Below are 17,243 nucleotides of genomic sequence, written 5' to 3' on the forward strand. Positions count from 1 at the left end.
GTTTATGAGTTAGGGGTAGTAAGGCATTGATTTGGATCAACTAAAGAAACGCCCGTTTTACTCAAACGTTCGTTTCATTGGGCTGTATTGATCTGTATCAGGTAAAGGTGGGGTTCTAAATATAATCCTTATATATTTTAAGGCTAATAGGATTGAGACCACTCGACCAGGAAGGATGCGTCGGATGTTGAGTCGGTACGAATGTCTTCAATAAGTGCAAAATCCCAGGCGGTATCTGGTGAAGACTGCCAGGTGACTCCAGCGGTAAGCTGCAATGCCTCGCTGCCTAGGGGTTCTAAGTCGCTGTCTGCAATGGCGGTGTGTGCTTCGAGTTGGCTTTTAAGGGTGACCGACTCGCTAATACCCCAAAACAGACCTGCATTTAACGTGGTCATCCAATTGTTTTGGTGGCGAACCTGATCGCTGCTGCTCAGGTAGTGCTGGCCTGCTTCAAGGGCGGTAGTCAGCGACTCAACGTTGAAAAGCGCAGGCTTTAAGTAACTCAAGCTTAGCCCTGTATCCCAGCTGCCACTGCTCATTAGGTCATCTTCATCACCGGTCGGTGCTTTTAGGTGTATGTGAGCGGTTAATGGCATGTTGGTAGGAAGTTGATGGCTGATTTTGAGTTTTAAGTCGCCGATGCCATTGGTGTTGTCGGTTAAGCGATAGTCAAGGCTGCCTTGGTTGGAATAGCCGTAGAGTAATTCGTTGCGATCAAAGTCGTCACGGCTGCCTTCTCTTAACTGGAATGTCTCGTGGAAGGTATCAATCGAACTGTCCAAAAAACCACTGGTGTGTCGGATCAGGGGCAGCTCCAGAGAAAACTGCCAATTTTCTTTGAACCCATAACGCCAGCGTGGGGTTAGCCGCCAGGTTTCTCCATCAAAGCGTACGCTTTCTTTTGAGTTGCTCATGGCTACCGCGTTACTGATGATTTCCGCTCTTAGGGCAAATTGTTTGGAGCCTTCTGCTTGAATATTTGTACCGGAAAAGGAGGGGATGTTAAATAAGCCTTCAATTGGCGAAGAGAAGTGGCTTTGTATTGGCTCCTGGCTTTCGGCATAAAGGTTTGCGGACTGAGTCAGGAGGGTTAGAGTACCTAAAGTAGTGGCCAACTTATTCACTATTATGAAGTTCCCTTTCTGTGTTAATTATAAATACGAATAAATATCCATCCTAGATAGATAGTTTGGATATAGCAATTACTCACCGGATTCTTTAAGGTAATATTTTTTATCTCAGTACAGGTAAGAACAAATGACCAACTTAGTCAGTCACAGTGGCGCTCCAAGGTTCGGGTGGCTCAAGGAACCCGTCAGCGAAGTTAATTTTCAGGATTATCCGCTACAAAATACAATGGATAATCAAGTTAACGGTTGGCGTAAAAACTTCAAATTTAATCAGTTTCATTTTATTGGTTTGCTAGGCCCTGATTTCATGGCAGGTATTGCCATTGTGAATTTAAAGTTGGTTAGCAACTGCTTTTATTATGTGTGGCATAAAGAGCATGGTTTGTTGGTGGAAGAAAGTAAGTTGGCACCTATGGGGCTAGGTACTAACATTGGAACTTCACCTGATTTGGGGGCGTCACGATTTTTGTTGCCCGGCACTCAGTGTTATTTTGAGCAGCATAATGAAGTTACCCGCGTTCGTTTAAAAACAAAACATGTCAATGCCGAGCTGACATTAACCCAAAACAAAGGTTATCAACCACTGAGGGTTTGTTCGCAAGCGGGTTATAACGGTTGGGTGTTTACTCAAAAGACGGCAGGCTTGGATTGCAGCGGCTATTTGAATGTGAAAGATCATAACTTCGAACTTTCAAAGATGGATGTACTGGGGAGTGCTGATTGGAGTTGTGGCTTTATGCGCCGAGAGACGGCCTGGAACTGGGCTTGTTTATCCGGCAGAGACGCTGAAGCTCGACAAATCGGCTTGAACCTGGCTTCGGGGGTGAATGAAACAGGCATTACCGAGAATGGTTTTTGGGTTGATGGTACGCTGCATAAGCTTGGGCCTGTTCGATTTTCTTTTAATCGCCATTCGCCTGAGGAGCCCTGGCGTGTTGAGTCAGATTGTGATCGAGTAAAGTTGACGTTTCAGCCTGAAGGAAAGCGCACAGAAAAAGTAAATGTAGGGGTATTGGCTTCAAACTTTAAGCAAATGTTTGGTTATTACAGTGGCAGTTTAGTGACAGATCAAGGAGAGGAAATTCAGTTAAAAAACCAACCTGGGTTTGCTGAAGATCATTATGCCAAGTGGTGATGTATAGCCATAAATGAATATAAAAACACAACCTGTTCAGATTGTGTTTTTATGGTTGATACTTAGGCTTCAGGCAGAGTGATATTAAGCTCGAGTACCGAGCACTCATCAGAGTTCTCCAGCTGAACCTGAACGTCTTCTTCTGAAATGGGCACGTACTTACGAATCACTTCCAGAATTTCCCTTTGCATTTTAGGTAAATAGTCCGGTTGTGTTCTGGTGGTACGCTCATGTGCCACTATGATTTGTAGGCGTTCTTTGGCAATGGAAGCAGAGGCCTTTTGCTCCTTCTTGAAATAGCTAAAAATACTCATCTCTTAGCCACCAAACATTCTTTTCAAAAAGCCTTTTTTCTCTGCTTCAAGGAAGCGATAGTCAACTTGTTCACCAAGCAGACGAGAAACCATATCTTTGTAGGCCAAACCGGCATCGCTTTTTTCATCCAGAATAACAGGCGTGCCCTGGTTTGAGTTACGAATAACCGACTCGGACTCAGGAATGACGCCCAATAGTGGAACAGCCAGGATTTCTTCTACGTCTTCTACCGATAACATTTCACCCTTTTCAACTCGAACCGGGTTATAGCGGGTGACTAACAGATGTTCTTTGACCGTTTCTCCGGCTTCAGCTTTACGGGATCGGCTCTGAAGTATGCCGATGATTCGGTCTGAATCCCGTACTGAAGAAACTTCCGGGTTGGTCACAATGATGGCTTCATCTGCAAAATACAGGGCCATAAGAGCACCGTGCTCAATGCCTGCAGGAGAATCACAAATGATATAGTCAAATTCCTTTGACAGCTCATCCAATACTTCGCCTACGCCTTCTTTGGTCAGTGCGTCTTTGTCTCTGGTTTGAGAGGCAGCAAGGATATGAAGGTTCTCGCAACGTTTGTCTTTGATTAACGCTTGTTTCAGTGTTGCTTCTTTATTCAGTACCTGAACAAAGTCAAAAACGACTCGGCGTTCACAGTTAAGAATCAGATCCAGGTTACGAAGACCTACATCAAAATCGATGACAACAGTTTTATGTCCATTTAATGCGAGACCGGTACTGATTGCAGCGCTGGAGGTAGTTTTACCAACGCCCCCTTTACCAGAGGTGACAACAATTATTTTAGCCATGTAAGTCCTGTATTTACTCTCTCTATCCCTACGGGCGGAATTTTATGTTTCTGGCGATTATTGGTTAAAGCGTGTCTATATGCAAGTTGTTTTCCTTGAGGCCAACCTGGCAGCTTTGCCCCAGTTGATCGCTCGGAAGATCATCGCTTACCTTGTAAATTCCGGCGATTGAGACCAGTTCGGCCTGCAATGATTGGCAGAAAATTCTGGCTTGTTGATTGCCGCTGGCCCCTGCAATCGCACGACCTCTGAGGGTTCCATAGATGTGGATATTGCCATCGGCAATTACTTCAGCGCCCTGACCGACCTGTGACAAAATAATTAAATCTGTGTCTTTTGCATAGATTTGTTGGCCAGATCTCACTGGCGTGCTGATTACTTTGGCCGGAATATGAGTATTTTGTATGAGTACTTCCGATGAACGGCTGTCGGCAGGGGGGGCTTCCGGAGTGTCTTCTACCGAGGACGCTTCGGGCGAGCTTAACTCCAGTTGTTCAGTGGGGGTTGATGCAACCGCTTCTTCTATTTTGGGCGATGGGGTGTTTTCAATGCCTTCGCCGCTCTTTTCCGAGCTTTCATTCGCCTCTATGCTGGCCTTTGCTTTCTGCGCTTGTTTTTGAAGCTTTTTACGGCCAGGAGGAATCCAGGCCAGGTCGAGCTTCTGGGCAAGTGATTGAAGCGTATCGGACCCTCTTAAAGCAATGGGCAGAATGTTGTTTTTACGAATAATAAACAACAATTTCTGAACCAGTGATTCGGTAACAGGTTCTAATTCGTCAAGACCTAGAATGGCAGGCATTCGATCAAACAAAGCCGGGCTGGTGGCCACTTTTTGTGCGATCTGTTGTTCAAAGGCTTGCTCATCATTCGAGGTAAACTCTATTACTGTGAGCGGAATCATTTGGCTCTTTAAAGCAAAGGCATTGCTGGTCATGTTATTTTTAATCCGAAGAAGTAATTATTTTAATGTAAGTGCATTTGCTTCGATTTTAACGCCGGACCAGCCGTGTTTGATAAAGTTTCGAATGTTTTGGTGATCGTCGCCTTCCGGGTTTTTTAATACGTCGTTGCGATAGAAGTCACCGAAACACTCAAGTACTTGTTCTTCAGAAAGATTAAGGTCTTTGCCCAAGCAGAAAATCTTACATGATCCTTGATTGGTACCTGATTCGTTGACTTGTTCCCCTACAGTGAAGGCAACGGGGGTGAAGCGGTAGTTCGCTTCGATGTAATCCATGGTTTCCTGAAAAGAGTGGGACTTACTGTTAAGGCTTTTAATAAAAACTTCTTTAATCATGATTTCTTCTTAATAAAGGATGAACTAATAAAGGCAATCTTATTGGATTGCCACTACTTTGGGTTTGTGTGCTGCCACTTCCGGCATGGTCATGCCTGAGTTTGCGTTGATATAGGTTGGGTCGGTGACCGTGTAGTCCTTCCCGTTCCAGGCAACTTTATCTCCTGGCACTGGCTTACTGAAGTGTACGGCTGCAGCAATATGGCCCGGGTAGTCTAGTCCGACGACCTCCAGGCCAAGAAGTTCACGAACCAGCCAGGCAAATAACACCGAGCGGTCTTCGCAGTCGGAGGCTGGCATGGTCAGAGTCTCCTCGGCAAACAGGTAGTTTTCGTAGCCAAACTGTTGATCATCTGTTTGGTATTCAAAACCGGTTTGGACGAAGCGAAGTAACATATTTACAGCTTCCAGCTCGGTTTTACCTTCAAGTAATGGTCTGAAGTGAGCCAGAGCATCGTTGGCCGTAACAGTATCCACCGGTGAGACAAAGTATTGGTCAATGTCCATCTGTGGATAACTGGCTAAATAATTCACACGGCTAGGGTTCACATTCAGTGTGATTCTATGCTGTCGTTTGTCAAAAGAGAATTTAAAGCTGCGTTGTTTGTAGTTGGTTTCGTCGCTGAAGGCTAAGTTGTCTTTCATGCTGACGGGCTCGACTGCTCTTGGGTATTCTCCATCATAGGTAAATACCCGGCCTAAATCTTTGGACTTTCCATCCGGAGATACGGCATAGAAGCGTTTACCGCCAAATGTAAAGAACGTGACCTCATAAAGTGATTCATTGGCAGGAATTAATAAATAAACGCCTTTGTCGTTATAGGCCAGCCTGGCTTGATAATCTTGTTTGATCAGCAGAAACCAGGTTGCGAAGCTTTGGTTGTTGATGTTCGATGGGTACAGCTTCTTGGTGAGCGCAAAAGCAAGCTGAACCTTTCCCCAGTCGCCCAGGTTATGTGTGTTTGCGATGTGGGAGAGCTGTTCCAGTACGGGTTCATAGTCGGTCAGGCTTAGATTGGACCAGCCATCCGCGATGGTTTTGCTGTTGTATTTGTGGCCCAGTCCTTTGGACAGTTTTCTGTCCGCGTAGATGGTGGTCTTGCGACCAAAAAAGTTAAATGTATGTTTTACCCCAGAGTATTTTGGCAGAGGTTTCTTTTTAGGGTCTGCAATAACAATGGGTGTAGTGATGGGTTTTTTAGGTTGCTCAGCTACAGGTTTCTCAATAACAGGTTTCTCAATAACAGGTTGCTCAATAACTGGTTGTTCTATAGTTGGCTTTTGAATCTTAGGCTCTTCGATGATGACCGGTTGTTTCACCACAGGCTGGTCGAGCTTAGGTTGTTCGATAATGGGTTTTTCTGTTTCCGGCTTCTTTAGTTCAGGCTGGCTGACATCGGGAAGATCAATTTTTGGTAGATCTGCTAACGGTTGATCAAATACAGGCCGTTCTTTTTGTGGCTTCTTGTCCACTGGCATTGAGACCACAGGTATATCGGTGGTGGGTGCGGTCACGACAGGCTTAGGAGGCAGAGGTTTTACTGTTTCCGGCAGCTTTACAACCGGTAATGGCTCTTTTATTTTTACTGGCTTTGGCTTTGCGATCGGCATGTCCACAGGTTTTGGTGTGGCATCTCGAACCACACCTTCTTCTGTATCCACCTCTTTCCACTGTTTTTTCAGAAAATCAGTGAAAGCTTTGTCCCGCTCGTCTTTATATTGTTGATAACTTGTCATGGTTTGCTGTTTCCATTGAAGAAACTCGTCACTGTATGTTTTCGCTTCAATGGCACTGGTGATGGCAACCGCCAGTGGTAATGCACTGAATAAAGCTATCAACTTGGTTTTGTTCATTGTCGTTCCCTAACGATTTTGACAATAGGTGATTGTCAGAATGTTTACCTTGGTTTGAAGGTAAGAGTTATACCAAGTTTATATCACTCTTTACGAACTGAACATATTCACGCTAAGAATTCGACCTGCTGGTTGATTGTTATGGTTCTTCTGATCAGCGAGTAAGGTACAATGCTGGGCATTTACAGTGCTTTGAAGGTCGATTATGAAAGTTTTAGTTGTATTGGCGCACGGAAGTCGCATTGCTAAATCGAATCAGGAAGCCGTAACATTGGCTGATAACCTGAAAAAGAAACTTGGTGCTCGTTATGACGAAGTTGTTCCGTGTTTTTTGGAGTTAACGGAGCCTAAATTTGACAAAGTTATACAGCAGTTGGCCGAAGACTCTGCCACTGAGTTAGTGATTTACCCGCACTTTTTGGCCGAAGGCCGGCATGTGAGAGACGATATTCCAGAGATTATTGAAGCGTTCCGAGAACAGCACCCCGGTGTTAAAGTCGATATGCTCGATTATCTTGGGCTTTGGGATGGTTTGACAGAATTTATTGCAACGAAGTTGTAAGCGCTGTCTGCAGACAGTTAGCAACAAACGCGATTCCGGCCTGTTTTCTTCGCTTCGTATACCTGCTCATCTGCACTTTTGATGAGTTGATGAGCAGTGTCTTCAATGTTGAGTTTTTCTGCAGTTGAGCCATTCAGGCTGGCGACGCCGATCGACAGCGTCATTTTTAATTGTTGGCCGAGCATTGAAAATTCGGACTCAGCAATATTTTTTCGAATACGCTCGGCAATTAGGTTTGCATGCTGTAGATCCGTTTCCGGTAATACTATCGCAAACTCCTCTCCGCCATATCGGGCCAGGTGATCCGAGCGCCTTAACAGGGGTTTAACCTGAGCTGACAGTTGTTTGAGGGCCTCATCACCGACCTGATGGCCGTAATGGTCATTAATTCGTTTAAAGTGATCAATGTCGATGAATAAACAGGACAGTTGGCGTTGGTGTCGTACCGCGCTCGATGTTTCCTGAATGATGATGTCGTCAAATGCTCTGCGATTGCATACACCGGTTAATCCGTCTATTAGGCTCAGCTGTCGAACCTGCTCCATATTGCAGGCGTTCTCCAGACACAGTGCGGTTATAAGGGCCATGCGTTCCAGAAAGTCTGTGGCCATATCTGGCCGAAAGCGCTCCTGATCCGGGCTGCCAAGGTTGAGGATGCCCAACAAAGTGTTATTACGAATGAGCGGTAGCTGCGCGAACGACAATGTGTTGATCGGGATGTGTATTTCGCTGCTGATTCGTTTCGGGGTTGCGCCCATATAAAGTGAGCCGCTTTTATTAATCAGCAGGTGTGAACAATTTGTTAAGTCAAAGGTCAGAATTCCTTCGAAGTCGTTCAAATTTAAAGGGGTGACGCGGAGTTGATCAAATATTTTCCGATCCAGAACCAGTTTTAAATAGGGGACTTCAAAATAGTCGCCGAATTCGGTGGTCATGGCGTTAAGCAATGTTGTTAAGTCTTTGCTCTCCATGAGGCGAGCTTCGAATTGTGAGAATCGCTTGAATAGCTGCTCATTCAGACGCGCGTTTTCGATCAAACCAGAGAATTGTTTTTGCAATTCTTTGTATTTGCTCTCAGGAACGGTTTTGTGTGAATTTTTATTTGTACTGTTAAAGTATGTCACGCGTCCGTTTGCTCGATCTTTTGTTCAGTTGACTATAGTATAGGTAAGCATCTAACAATTTTCTGACTTTGGATAATATACGCTATAGTGAAGTTCAGAAATACGTTGTATTGTGGGTGAATTGTAAATTTTTGACTGAGGAACCAGGAATGAGCGTGTCTCATCAACTAGCTGACGGACAAGTAGCGGTAATTAAAATTGGTGAAAAACGATTAGATGCAGTTAACGCGACCAATTTAAGAAACTATGTGGCTGATTTAATTGGGAAGGGCAGGGATCGTATCATTGTAGATCTCACCGGATTGGATTTCATGGACAGCAGTGGCCTGGGGGCAATCGTTGCGTGCAAGAAGTTGGCCGGGAATGAAGGCTACTTACGTGTTGCAGGCGCTCAAGGTGCCGTTCAGGAGCTGTTCCGAATTACGCGTATGGATAAGCTGTTTCAGTCGTTTAATACGGTAGATGAAGCGATCAACGGCTAAGCCGCTGTCGCATTCGTAATTTCTTTTAGGTATCGGCATAGCACCGTCTTGGCCAGATCATCAATCTTGGTGATCTGGATGCCTATGCCATATTCATCGCTAAAACTGGATTGTTGGCACCAGATGATTTCGCCTGAGATGGAAATCTGATGACTTGGTGTGAGAGGTAAATCCAACTTTAATAACCATGAATCATTTACTTGAGCGGGTTTATTGCTCATTAACATGAATCCTGATTCGCTTAAGTTCATTACTCGACCGATGAGTCTGTTGGTCTGGTCTCTGCAAGTTGTTGTTTGACGTGTTTTAAAGCGGGCTGCATTTCGTTGGTTTTTTACGTCTGAGAGCATGGTGGATTTCCTTTTTATTCTTGTACGAGATATCTTACAGGGAATTTAGTATGTTTCGCAGCTGCTATTTATGCAGGCTGTGACCAGATTCACGTAGCAAAAATAAATTCAATCAGTGACGAACTTTATTCAGTTTTTCCAATTGATATCGCTCAGCCGCTTTTTTATTAATTTCATACAGAGCAATGACCAGCGTTCTCATGTGGGCTTTTATCATTGTCAAAAATGGAAAGCGGGGCGCTTGGTTTTTCTTGTGATCTTTCAGCTGTCTTATAATTGGAGAGCACTTAAACCACACTCGACAGGCGGCAACGGCTTCATCGCGGCTGTGGTGTGATGAAATCCAGTTTCCGCTGCTGGTCATAAGCCAAAATGTGTTGTTTGGTCTGGAAATTACTTGATATGCCATTGTTAATTCCACTCGCTTGCTTTTATGTGGCTTGATTATGCGTAACCGGGTTACCTTTTATGTGGCCAATCTACGGTTTTGAAGTAACAAGAATGTGACCGATGTGTTAAAGAAATATGACTGCGCCTCTGATGCGGCTTTGATTTAGCAGACGGTAGACTGGCTTGATGACGAATCAAAAATGATGGCGTATTAATCGTGAATCAGACTGAAAGTCCTTATTAATTCGTGTACAATTTCGCAACTTTTATTTTTGTGCGGCCCTTATTAATACTTACATCAGTGCCTGCCGGTCTTGTTTACGCTTAAGCATGCAAATTACTGCTTATTGACTGGTGTTTTGTCTGGTGCAGTTGTCAGGGCCCTGATTGATTGAATTTGGGGGCTAAATTGGAAGTTAATCCGATTGTTCAAACCATCAAAGACCTGAAAGAACGAACCAGCGTTCTTAGGGGGTATCTTTGACTATCCTGAGAAGAAAGAACGACTAGAAGAAGTTAACCGAGAGCTTGAAGATCCGGCTGTTTGGGATAATCCTGAAGGTGCCCAGGCGCTAGGACGAGAACGTTCAGCGCTGGAAGCGGTGGTGGACACCATAGAAAATATGGAGTCCGGCCTGGAAGACGTTGAAGGTTTGTTGGAGCTGGCCGTTGAAGAAGATGATCCGGATACGGTTGTGGAGGTTGAAGAAGAACTTTCAGGCTTGAAGCAAATTCTTGAGAAGCTTGAGTTTCGTCGCATGTTCTCCGGTGAAATGGATGCGAACAATGCCTATGTGGAAATTCAATCGGGCTCTGGCGGAACCGAAGCGCAGGACTGGGCAAACATGATGTTGCGTATGTACCTTCGTTGGTGTGAAGCGAAAGGCTTTAAGGCCGAGTTGATGGAAGTCACTGATGGTGAAGTGGCGGGCATTAAAGGTGCAACCATCAAGGTGGATGGCGAATACGCGTTCGGGTGGTTAAGAACGGAAACCGGTGTTCACCGTTTGGTTCGTAAATCGCCGTTTGATTCGGGCAATCGTCGTCATACTTCGTTTGCTTCCGTGTTTATTTCTCCGGAAGTGGACGACAACATTGATATTGAAATTAACCCGGCCGACTTGCGTATTGACGTGTATCGAGCATCGGGGGCTGGTGGTCAGCACGTTAACCGGACAGAATCTGCGGTGCGTATTACTCACTTGCCGACCAACGTAGTGACCCAGTGCCAGAATGATCGTTCTCAACATAAGAACAAAGATCAGGCGATGAAGCAGCTGAAAGCTAAGTTGTACGAGTTAGAGCTGCAAAAGCGTAATGCCGAATCGCAAGCGATGGAAGATAACAAAGCGGACATCGGCTGGGGCAGTCAGATTCGCTCTTATGTGCTGGATGACTCCCGAATTAAAGATTTAAGAACCAGTGTGGAGAATCGCAATACTCAAGCTGTTTTGGATGGGGATTTAGACCCGTTCATTGAGGCCAGCCTGAAAGCCGGTTTGTAAACCAAGCGTTATAAATTTGAAAACACATTATTTATTGATAATTGAAATCCGAACTAAGGATTAAAGGTTAAAAAATGTCTGAACAACCTCGTGATGAAAATAAGTTGATTGCTGAACGCCGTGCGAAGCTTGAGAAATTGCGTGAAAGCTGCAAAGCCAATGGCCATCCCAATGACTTTCACCGTGAACACTTTGCTGGTGATATCCAAGCGGAGTTGGCAGACAAAGAAAAAGAAGAAATTGAAGCGATTGGTAAACAGGTCAGTGTGGCGGGCCGTATGCTACGCCGTGGTGGTCCTTTTATTGGCATTCAGGATGCAACGGATTCTATCCAGGTGTATGTTGGCAAGAAGCTTCAAAAAGAAATGGAAGCATGGGGGCTGCTGGATCTGGGTGATATCGTTGGTGCTCGTGGCACGGTATTGAAATCAGGAAAGGGTGCTTTGTATGTTAACGTGGAAAACGTTGAGGACTTGGTGATCCTGACGAAGTCTTTGCGTCCGTTGCCTGAAAAATTCCACGGTTTGGCGGATCAGGAAACCAAATATCGTCAGCGCTATGTGGATTTGATCATCAATCAAGACACTCGTGATTTATTTTTGGTACGCTCAAAAATCATCGAAGGTATTCGTAAATTCCTGAGCGATCGCAACTTCATGGAAGTTGAAACGCCTATGTTGCAGGTGATTCCTGGCGGCGCGACAGCACGTCCGTTCATTACCAAGCACAACGCGTTGGATATTGATATGTATCTTCGTATTGCGCCTGAGTTGTACTTGAAGCGTTTGGTCGTGGGTGGCTTTGAGCGAGTTTTCGAAATTAACCGTAACTTCCGTAACGAAGGTCTTTCAACCCGTCATAACCCAGAATTCACTATGATTGAATTTTATCAGGCGTATGCGGATTACAACGACCTGATGGACATCACGGAAGAGATGTTGCGAACTGTCGCTCAGGATGTTCTTGGCACGACGTTGATTAAAAATACCGTTCGTGACAATGATGGAAATGTGGTTGAAGAAAAAGCGTATGACTTTGAACAGCCGTTCACGCGCTTAAGTATGGTGGATGCTGTGCTTAAATATAACCCGGGCTTCGATGCTTCAGTGTTTGCAGACCCTGAAAATAACATCGAACAGCTTAAAGCTTACGCAAAAGAAGTGGGCATCGCCGACTCTCCTAAGCAAGCGGCTTGGGGGCCAGGTAAGTACATTTGTGAGATCTTTGAAGAAACAGCTGAGCACATGCTGGATCAACCTACGTTCATCACTGAGTATCCGTGGGAAGTCTCACCGTTGGCTCGTCGTAATGATACGAATCCGTTTGTTACTGATCGTTTTGAGTTCTTTGTGGGTGGTCGTGAATTGGCGAACGGTTTCTCGGAGTTGAATGATGCTGAAGATCAGGCTGCTCGTTTCCGTAAGCAAGTGGAAGAGAAAGATGCGGGTGATGATGAAGCAATGCATTACGACGCTGACTACATTCAGGCATTAGAATACGGTATGCCGCCAACGGCAGGGGAAGGAATCGGGATTGACCGTTTGGTGATGTTGTTAACCGACAGCCCAACGATTAAAGATGTTATTTTATTCCCACATATGCGTCCTTTGAAGTCTCAGTCGGAAGACTAGAAAGTAAAAGACGATAACGTCTCTTAAATAAAAGGCCGTATCTGTTGTAAGATACGGCCTTTTTTATGTTTGAAGCAAAAGGAATAACTCTACAGGTGTGTGTTTTCTGAGTTGAGATTAATGGGGTTTTCAGAGTACTTTCTAGTGTTCACCAAGCATGTCTTTGGCTTGTTGGACCTGCTCTTCAAGTTCATCATTTTTCTTAATGAAGGTGTTGGGGTCAATGTCCAAACGTTTAAATGAACCCACTGAGTCCCAATCCAGTTTGGTGTGCGGGTGGTTGGTGCCACCTAACGTGTGGAGATAGGATACTTGCACTAAGTCGACGTAATCTGCGAAATTGCCTTCTCGGTCAAATTGCAAATATTGATAAGGCACTGCGATCAAGTCCAGAGTGAAATTCCATTTTTGTAATAAATACTTGCCCAGGATTGGGTGGAGTTTCTCTATGGTTTTATCGAGCGCAAAGCTGTCGTTTAATAACTGGGTGTTTTCTTCTGCGTACATCAGGATCGGCAAAGAGCCAATGTTGTGCATCAGGCCAGCCAGAGCGGCCTGGTCTGGTTTAAGGCCGAGTTTTCTTCGGGTTTGAGCTAACACATAACACATGGCAGCCACTTCAACAGCTTTGTTCCAGGTGTTTCTCATTCTGCTGTCTACGGCATCGGTTGTGGCCTGAAACATGCGTTTCATGGCTTGTGACATAGCAACGTTAACGGTGGTGTCTACGCCCATTCGGTTTACCGCGCCACTGACATCACGGCATTGATTTACGGTTCTCATGAGTGCGCTGTTGGCACAGCGTACCAGCTCCGCACAGACGGCCGGGTCTTTTTGAAGAACCCGCACGATGTCATTCATTGTGCTGTCTTCATTTTCAGCCGTGTCTCGTATCTGAAAGGCCACTTCAGGTAAAGTAGGTAGGGTTAACGTATCTTCTTTAATACGCGTTTTTAAATCTGAAAATACGGTTTCAAATACGGAAGACATCGTGATCGATCCTTAAAGTTGTCTTTTGTATCAATTAAAGCGACCTTCAATCGTCATGTAAAGTATTGAATTGTTAGGTTTTATAATACTAGTACAGACTTCACATACGCGCGGGTTTTTCATCCGGTTATTTAGACTTTACAGAAGTAAAATGCCATTAATTTATGACTAAAGTTACGGGAGCGCCATTAATGATGAAGTCTTCAGTATCCTTATAGTCGTTTTCCAGAGTGATCAGTGCTGTGTAAGTGTTTGCTGATGCCAGAGCGGTGATGATTTGGCCTACATTCTTCTTTTCAGGTGCATCAATTTTAGTGCCTTCAGAAAGCGGGGCTGCATTTTCTGTAATGATCTGAACTTGTTGCAGCTCTCTTTTGAGTTGGCCCCGGTATTTCATGCGGGCAATAATTTCTTGTCCTGTGTAACAACCTTTGCTGAAACTTAATCCTTTGATTTCTTCCAGGCCAAGTAGCTGAGGCAGAAACTCTTCGGAGGTCTGAGTGTTTGTCCAGGCTATTCGGTTTTGGATGTCTTTAATGTTCCAATTGGACTCATTGCTGAGGTGATCAGCATTGGTTAGTAACTTGACGGCATTGTCGGCTGTTGTAACGTGAAGGCGTCGGTTGTCAGCAACGTTAATGGTTCGGCTGGTATCTTGACTTGTTACCGACATGAACGATAAATCGTTAGAACCAGTTTGTTCGCCTAATACCACGGTGTCTTCATTTTCCGTTAACGTTACACGAAAGAATACGGCAAATTTTGTTAAGTGTGCGATAAGGGGGGCGACCAGATCTTCACTCATAATGAGGTGAGTGGACTGGGCGTCATCATAGGCTAGAAAGTTGGCAATCACTCGGCCTTTCAGATTACAAAATGCGCCAAAACGGGCTTGTTGTTCGTTAATCTCCGTTGTGTCGCACGTGGCTTGTCCCTGTAAAAATTTAAGACGTTGTTCACCTGTAATGCTTAACACGCTTTTATTGGCGCACAGTGTCATGCTTGGGGCATCGTTAAGTATTTCAGTTTGATCGATAAGCGCGAATGTAGGAACTTTGTTTTCAATTTGAAGAATTTGGGTGTTTGGAACCGATGATGTAATAGAGTCTAGTGCCGTTCTCATTCAGCAGTGTCCTGAAGTGTTTGATTGGATTGTATTGTTGAGATAAATCATATCAAAATGCTTGGTTTTGACATATTCCTTTATTCGGATTTATCAGTGATGGCATTGACGTGTATAATGCCGACTCCTTTCAGAGACTCTTGTTCATGGTAGGGCTGTTTTTGTCAGGATCATTTAAGTTGCGTTTTTTGAGGAAGTTTCGTGAAATATACTGATCAAGAATTAAACCGAATTTACTGGCACAGTCGTCGTGGTATGTTGGAACTTGATGTACTTTTGATGCCTTTTGCAAAAGAAATCTTCCCGACTTTGGATGATGATAATCAGCTTCGTTATATTAAGTTGCTGGAATGTGAAGATCAGGACATGTTTCAGTGGTTTATGCAAAAAAGCAGACCTCAGGACACGGAAATTGCAGCAATCGTAGATTATATTCTAGAACGTGTTCAGCCAGGCTGATTTCTATTTAAAGCCTTCCAAGCAGGCAGTGGTGCTTAATGCTGCTGTCTTGTTCTCTTTCTTTTGGTTACTTCATTATTTAATTGAAGAACTTTTCCTTTTGTTGATTTTATCTGCGTTTGGTTTGCTCATTTTTGTTGGATGGTGTTTTAGATATCTAAAGGCTGGGCATTCGGTCTCTGTTCGGAAGAATGGTGAGCTCTCCTGGAATGGCCAGAGATTCCGTATTCAGCCTAATACTGTGTTATTACCTAATTATATTTTGCTGTGTTTGCATGACGAACAAGGCTCGGTTTTCAAGCAGCGACAGCGAATGGTATTTCCGGATCAGTGTGACCGAGAGGAGTTTCACCATTTAATACGATCAATAAAACTGAGTACTCAGTTTTATTGATCGTATTAAATAGCCTAACGCCAGGTTGGTTGCTTAGGTGGTGGGGTGAGTAACGTGTCTTTTGCGGTTGCAAGTATTTCAGGGTGATCCAATGTAAAGTGAAGTCCCCGGCTTTCTTTTCGCTGGAGTGCAGAGCGTATAATCAGATCTGCAACCAAGACTAAGTTTCTTAACTCGATTAAATCCCGTCCAATTTTGTAATTGCTGTAGTAGTCGTGAATTTCTCTCATGAGTAAATCTACACGATGCTTGGCTCGCTCCAATCGCTTGGTGGTTCTTACAATGCCCACGTAATCCCACATAAAACGACGCAATTCATCCCAGTTATGCGAAATGATGACATCTTCATCCGAGTCTGTGACTAAACTGTCATCCCAGGCTGGAATGTTGAGCTTGGGGTAGCCAGACGCTTCTTGGTGGTGCTTTTCAATGTTCTTAGCTGCCGCTCTTCCTAGCACAATGCACTCTAATAAAGAGTTGCTGGCCAATCGGTTGGCACCGTGAAGGCCTGAGTGGGCCACTTCGCCAATGGCATAAAGGTTACGAACATCTGTGCGACCTTTGTGGTCTATGACCACTCCGCCACACGTATAATGCGCGGCAGGAACCACAGGAATGCCTTCGGTGGTGATGTCTATATTGAATTTCAGGCATCGCTCATAAATTGTAGGGAAGTGACTTTTAATGAAGTCTGCGGGTTTGTGGCTGATGTCCAGAGTGACATGGTCACAGCCCAGGCGTTTCATTTCATGATCAATAGCACGGGCTACGATGTCGCGTGGAGCAAGCTCTTTTCGCTCATCGAACTTATGCATGAAGCGTTCGCCGTTAGGCAGCTTTAAATGAGCGCCCTCACCGCGTAATGCTTCACTGATCAAGAACGATTTGGCGTGGGGGTGGTAGAGGCACGTCGGGTGGAATTGATTGAACTCCATGTTGGCGACGCGACAACCGGCACGCCAAGCCATTGCGATGCCGTCGCCACTGGCGCCATCCGGGTTGCTGGTGTACAGATATACTTTGCTGGCGCCGCCTGTGGCAAGCACAGTGCTTCCGGCTTGAAAGGCTTCTACCTGATCTTTGTCCAGATTCAGGACGTATAATCCAACGCAAGCGGACTGGCCGTGATTATCCGGCGAGGTAATTAAATCAACGGCGATCCGGTTTTCAAAGACGGAAATATTTTTACGTTCTAAGACACGGTCGATCAGAGTGGAGGTGATGGCGGCTCCCGTCGCGTCTGCAGCGTGGATGATACGCCGGAAACTGTGGCCGCCTTCTTTCGTTAAGTGGAAGCCTTCTTTGTCATTGGTGATTTGTTCTTTATCTTCGCGGGTAAAAGGAACGCCTTGTTCAATCAGCCAGTGAATACTCTCGGTGCTGTCTTCAATGATGCTTTTCACCATTTTTGCATTGTTCAGGTGTGCACCGGCTGCCATGGTGTCTGAACAATGGCTCTCTACACTGTCTTTTTCGTCCAGTACCGCAGCGACGCCACCTTGTGCCCAGGGTGTTGCGCCACTCTTAAGTGCCTGCTTGCATATGATGGCAATGCTTAAGTGATTAGGCAGCTGTAACGCAGTTGTCAGTCCTGCTGCTCCGGACCCGATAATGACAACATCAAAGTGTTGAGTGCTTGATTGTTCAGTTGGCATAAAATTCACGTAATTCGCTTTATTTCGTTGGCAAGAAT

General features: G+C 44.9%; 19 protein-coding genes. 7 read left to right on the top strand and 12 right to left on the bottom strand.

All coding sequences use genetic code 11. From position 1 onward, the window contains the following. Window positions 1-143: 143 nt before the first annotated feature. Complete coding sequence (locus ABD744_RS15930; RefSeq protein ID WP_344799522.1) at window positions 144-1,124, bottom strand: DUF3187 family protein; 981 nt, start codon at window positions 1,122-1,124, stop codon at window positions 144-146. 133 nt (window positions 1,125-1,257) lie between these two features. Here ABD744_RS15930 and ABD744_RS15935 point away from each other — a divergent pair, with 133 nt between their 5' ends. Beyond that, window positions 1,258-2,265: a DUF2804 domain-containing protein gene (locus tag ABD744_RS15935; RefSeq protein WP_344799523.1), complete on the top strand. Its 1,008-nt coding sequence runs from the start codon at window positions 1,258-1,260 to the stop codon at window positions 2,263-2,265. 62 nt (window positions 2,266-2,327) lie between these two features. On the opposite strand, the gene minE is transcribed toward ABD744_RS15935, so the two are convergent. From minE to ABD744_RS15960, 5 genes are all read right to left on the bottom strand, one after another. Then, window positions 2,328-2,579: a cell division topological specificity factor MinE gene (gene minE / locus ABD744_RS15940; RefSeq protein WP_344799524.1), complete on the bottom strand. Its 252-nt coding sequence runs from the start codon at window positions 2,577-2,579 to the stop codon at window positions 2,328-2,330. Between the two features lie 3 nt (window positions 2,580-2,582). Then, complete coding sequence (minD, locus tag ABD744_RS15945; RefSeq protein WP_344799525.1) at window positions 2,583-3,389, bottom strand: septum site-determining protein MinD; 807 nt, start codon at window positions 3,387-3,389, stop codon at window positions 2,583-2,585. Between the two features lie 64 nt (window positions 3,390-3,453). Then, window positions 3,454-4,323, bottom strand: coding sequence for a septum site-determining protein MinC (minC, locus tag ABD744_RS15950; RefSeq protein ID WP_344799526.1), 870 nt, complete (start codon window positions 4,321-4,323; stop codon window positions 3,454-3,456). Window positions 4,324-4,347: 24 nt separating this feature from the next. Further along, entirely contained in the window at window positions 4,348-4,686 is a 339-nt protein-coding gene (locus tag ABD744_RS15955) for a HopJ type III effector protein (RefSeq protein WP_344799527.1), read from the bottom strand. A 39-nt stretch (window positions 4,687-4,725) separates the two neighbouring features. After that, window positions 4,726-6,540 (bottom strand): hypothetical protein, encoded by a 1,815-nt coding sequence (locus ABD744_RS15960; RefSeq protein ID WP_344799529.1) that lies wholly within the window; start codon window positions 6,538-6,540, stop codon window positions 4,726-4,728. A 205-nt stretch (window positions 6,541-6,745) separates the two neighbouring features. On the opposite strand from ABD744_RS15960, the gene ABD744_RS15965 reads away from it, so the two are divergent. Beyond that, a complete protein-coding gene (locus tag ABD744_RS15965) occupies window positions 6,746-7,102 on the top strand; it encodes a sirohydrochlorin chelatase (RefSeq protein ID WP_344799530.1) in 357 nt (118 codons plus the stop codon). Window positions 7,103-7,119: 17 nt separating this feature from the next. Here ABD744_RS15965 and ABD744_RS15970 read toward each other — a convergent pair whose 3' ends face one another. Further along, window positions 7,120-8,226 (bottom strand): DUF484 family protein, encoded by a 1,107-nt coding sequence (locus ABD744_RS15970; RefSeq protein ID WP_344799531.1) that lies wholly within the window; start codon window positions 8,224-8,226, stop codon window positions 7,120-7,122. Window positions 8,227-8,381: 155 nt separating this feature from the next. Here ABD744_RS15970 and ABD744_RS15975 point away from each other — a divergent pair, with 155 nt between their 5' ends. After that, complete coding sequence (locus tag ABD744_RS15975; protein WP_344799532.1) at window positions 8,382-8,708, top strand: STAS domain-containing protein; 327 nt, start codon at window positions 8,382-8,384, stop codon at window positions 8,706-8,708. Here the strand turns inward: ABD744_RS15975 and ABD744_RS15980 are convergent. Both ABD744_RS15980 and ABD744_RS15985 read right to left on the bottom strand, forming a co-directional pair. Next, the gene (locus ABD744_RS15980; protein ID WP_344799533.1) at window positions 8,705-9,058 is read right to left on the bottom strand and encodes a PilZ domain-containing protein; all 354 of its coding nucleotides are present in this window, start codon (window positions 9,056-9,058) and stop codon (window positions 8,705-8,707) included. The two genes, ABD744_RS15975 and ABD744_RS15980, sit on opposite strands and share 4 nt — an antisense overlap. A gap of 112 nt (window positions 9,059-9,170) precedes the next feature. After that, window positions 9,171-9,467 (bottom strand): hypothetical protein, encoded by a 297-nt coding sequence (locus tag ABD744_RS15985; RefSeq protein ID WP_344799534.1) that lies wholly within the window; start codon window positions 9,465-9,467, stop codon window positions 9,171-9,173. A gap of 390 nt (window positions 9,468-9,857) precedes the next feature. Between ABD744_RS15985 and prfB the strand changes: the two genes are divergently transcribed. Then, window positions 9,858-10,953 (top strand): peptide chain release factor 2 gene (gene prfB / locus ABD744_RS15990; protein ID WP_344799535.1). Its coding sequence is split into 2 segments (ribosomal slippage): window positions 9,858-9,929 and window positions 9,931-10,953, totalling 1,095 coding nucleotides; the frame shifts between segments, so codons are not numbered across the junction. 74 nt (window positions 10,954-11,027) lie between these two features. Next, entirely contained in the window at window positions 11,028-12,584 is a 1,557-nt protein-coding gene (gene lysS, locus ABD744_RS15995; protein ID WP_344799537.1) for a lysine--tRNA ligase, read from the top strand. 141 nt (window positions 12,585-12,725) lie between these two features. On the opposite strand, the gene ABD744_RS16000 is transcribed toward lysS, so the two are convergent. Then, entirely contained in the window at window positions 12,726-13,574 is an 849-nt protein-coding gene (locus ABD744_RS16000) for an HDOD domain-containing protein (protein ID WP_344799538.1), read from the bottom strand. Window positions 13,575-13,731: 157 nt separating this feature from the next. After that, window positions 13,732-14,697, bottom strand: coding sequence for a CAF17-like 4Fe-4S cluster assembly/insertion protein YgfZ (ygfZ, locus tag ABD744_RS16005; RefSeq protein WP_344799539.1), 966 nt, complete (start codon window positions 14,695-14,697; stop codon window positions 13,732-13,734). Window positions 14,698-14,898: 201 nt separating this feature from the next. On the opposite strand from ygfZ, the gene ABD744_RS16010 reads away from it, so the two are divergent. Continuing rightward, window positions 14,899-15,156 (top strand): FAD assembly factor SdhE, encoded by a 258-nt coding sequence (locus ABD744_RS16010; protein ID WP_344799540.1) that lies wholly within the window; start codon window positions 14,899-14,901, stop codon window positions 15,154-15,156. Further along, complete coding sequence (locus ABD744_RS23185; protein ID WP_425562181.1) at window positions 15,140-15,550, top strand: protein YgfX; 411 nt, start codon at window positions 15,140-15,142, stop codon at window positions 15,548-15,550. The genes ABD744_RS16010 and ABD744_RS23185 overlap by 17 nt, the downstream gene beginning before the upstream one ends. Before the next feature lie 14 nt (window positions 15,551-15,564). Here ABD744_RS23185 and nadB read toward each other — a convergent pair whose 3' ends face one another. After that, window positions 15,565-17,205 (bottom strand): L-aspartate oxidase, encoded by a 1,641-nt coding sequence (gene nadB, locus ABD744_RS16015; RefSeq protein ID WP_344799541.1) that lies wholly within the window; start codon window positions 17,203-17,205, stop codon window positions 15,565-15,567. Between the last annotated feature and the right edge of the window lie 38 nt (window positions 17,206-17,243).

The organism is Litoribacillus peritrichatus (assembly GCF_039537985.1).
GTDB lineage: Bacteria > Pseudomonadota > Gammaproteobacteria > Pseudomonadales > Litoribrevibacteraceae > Litoribacillus > Litoribacillus peritrichatus.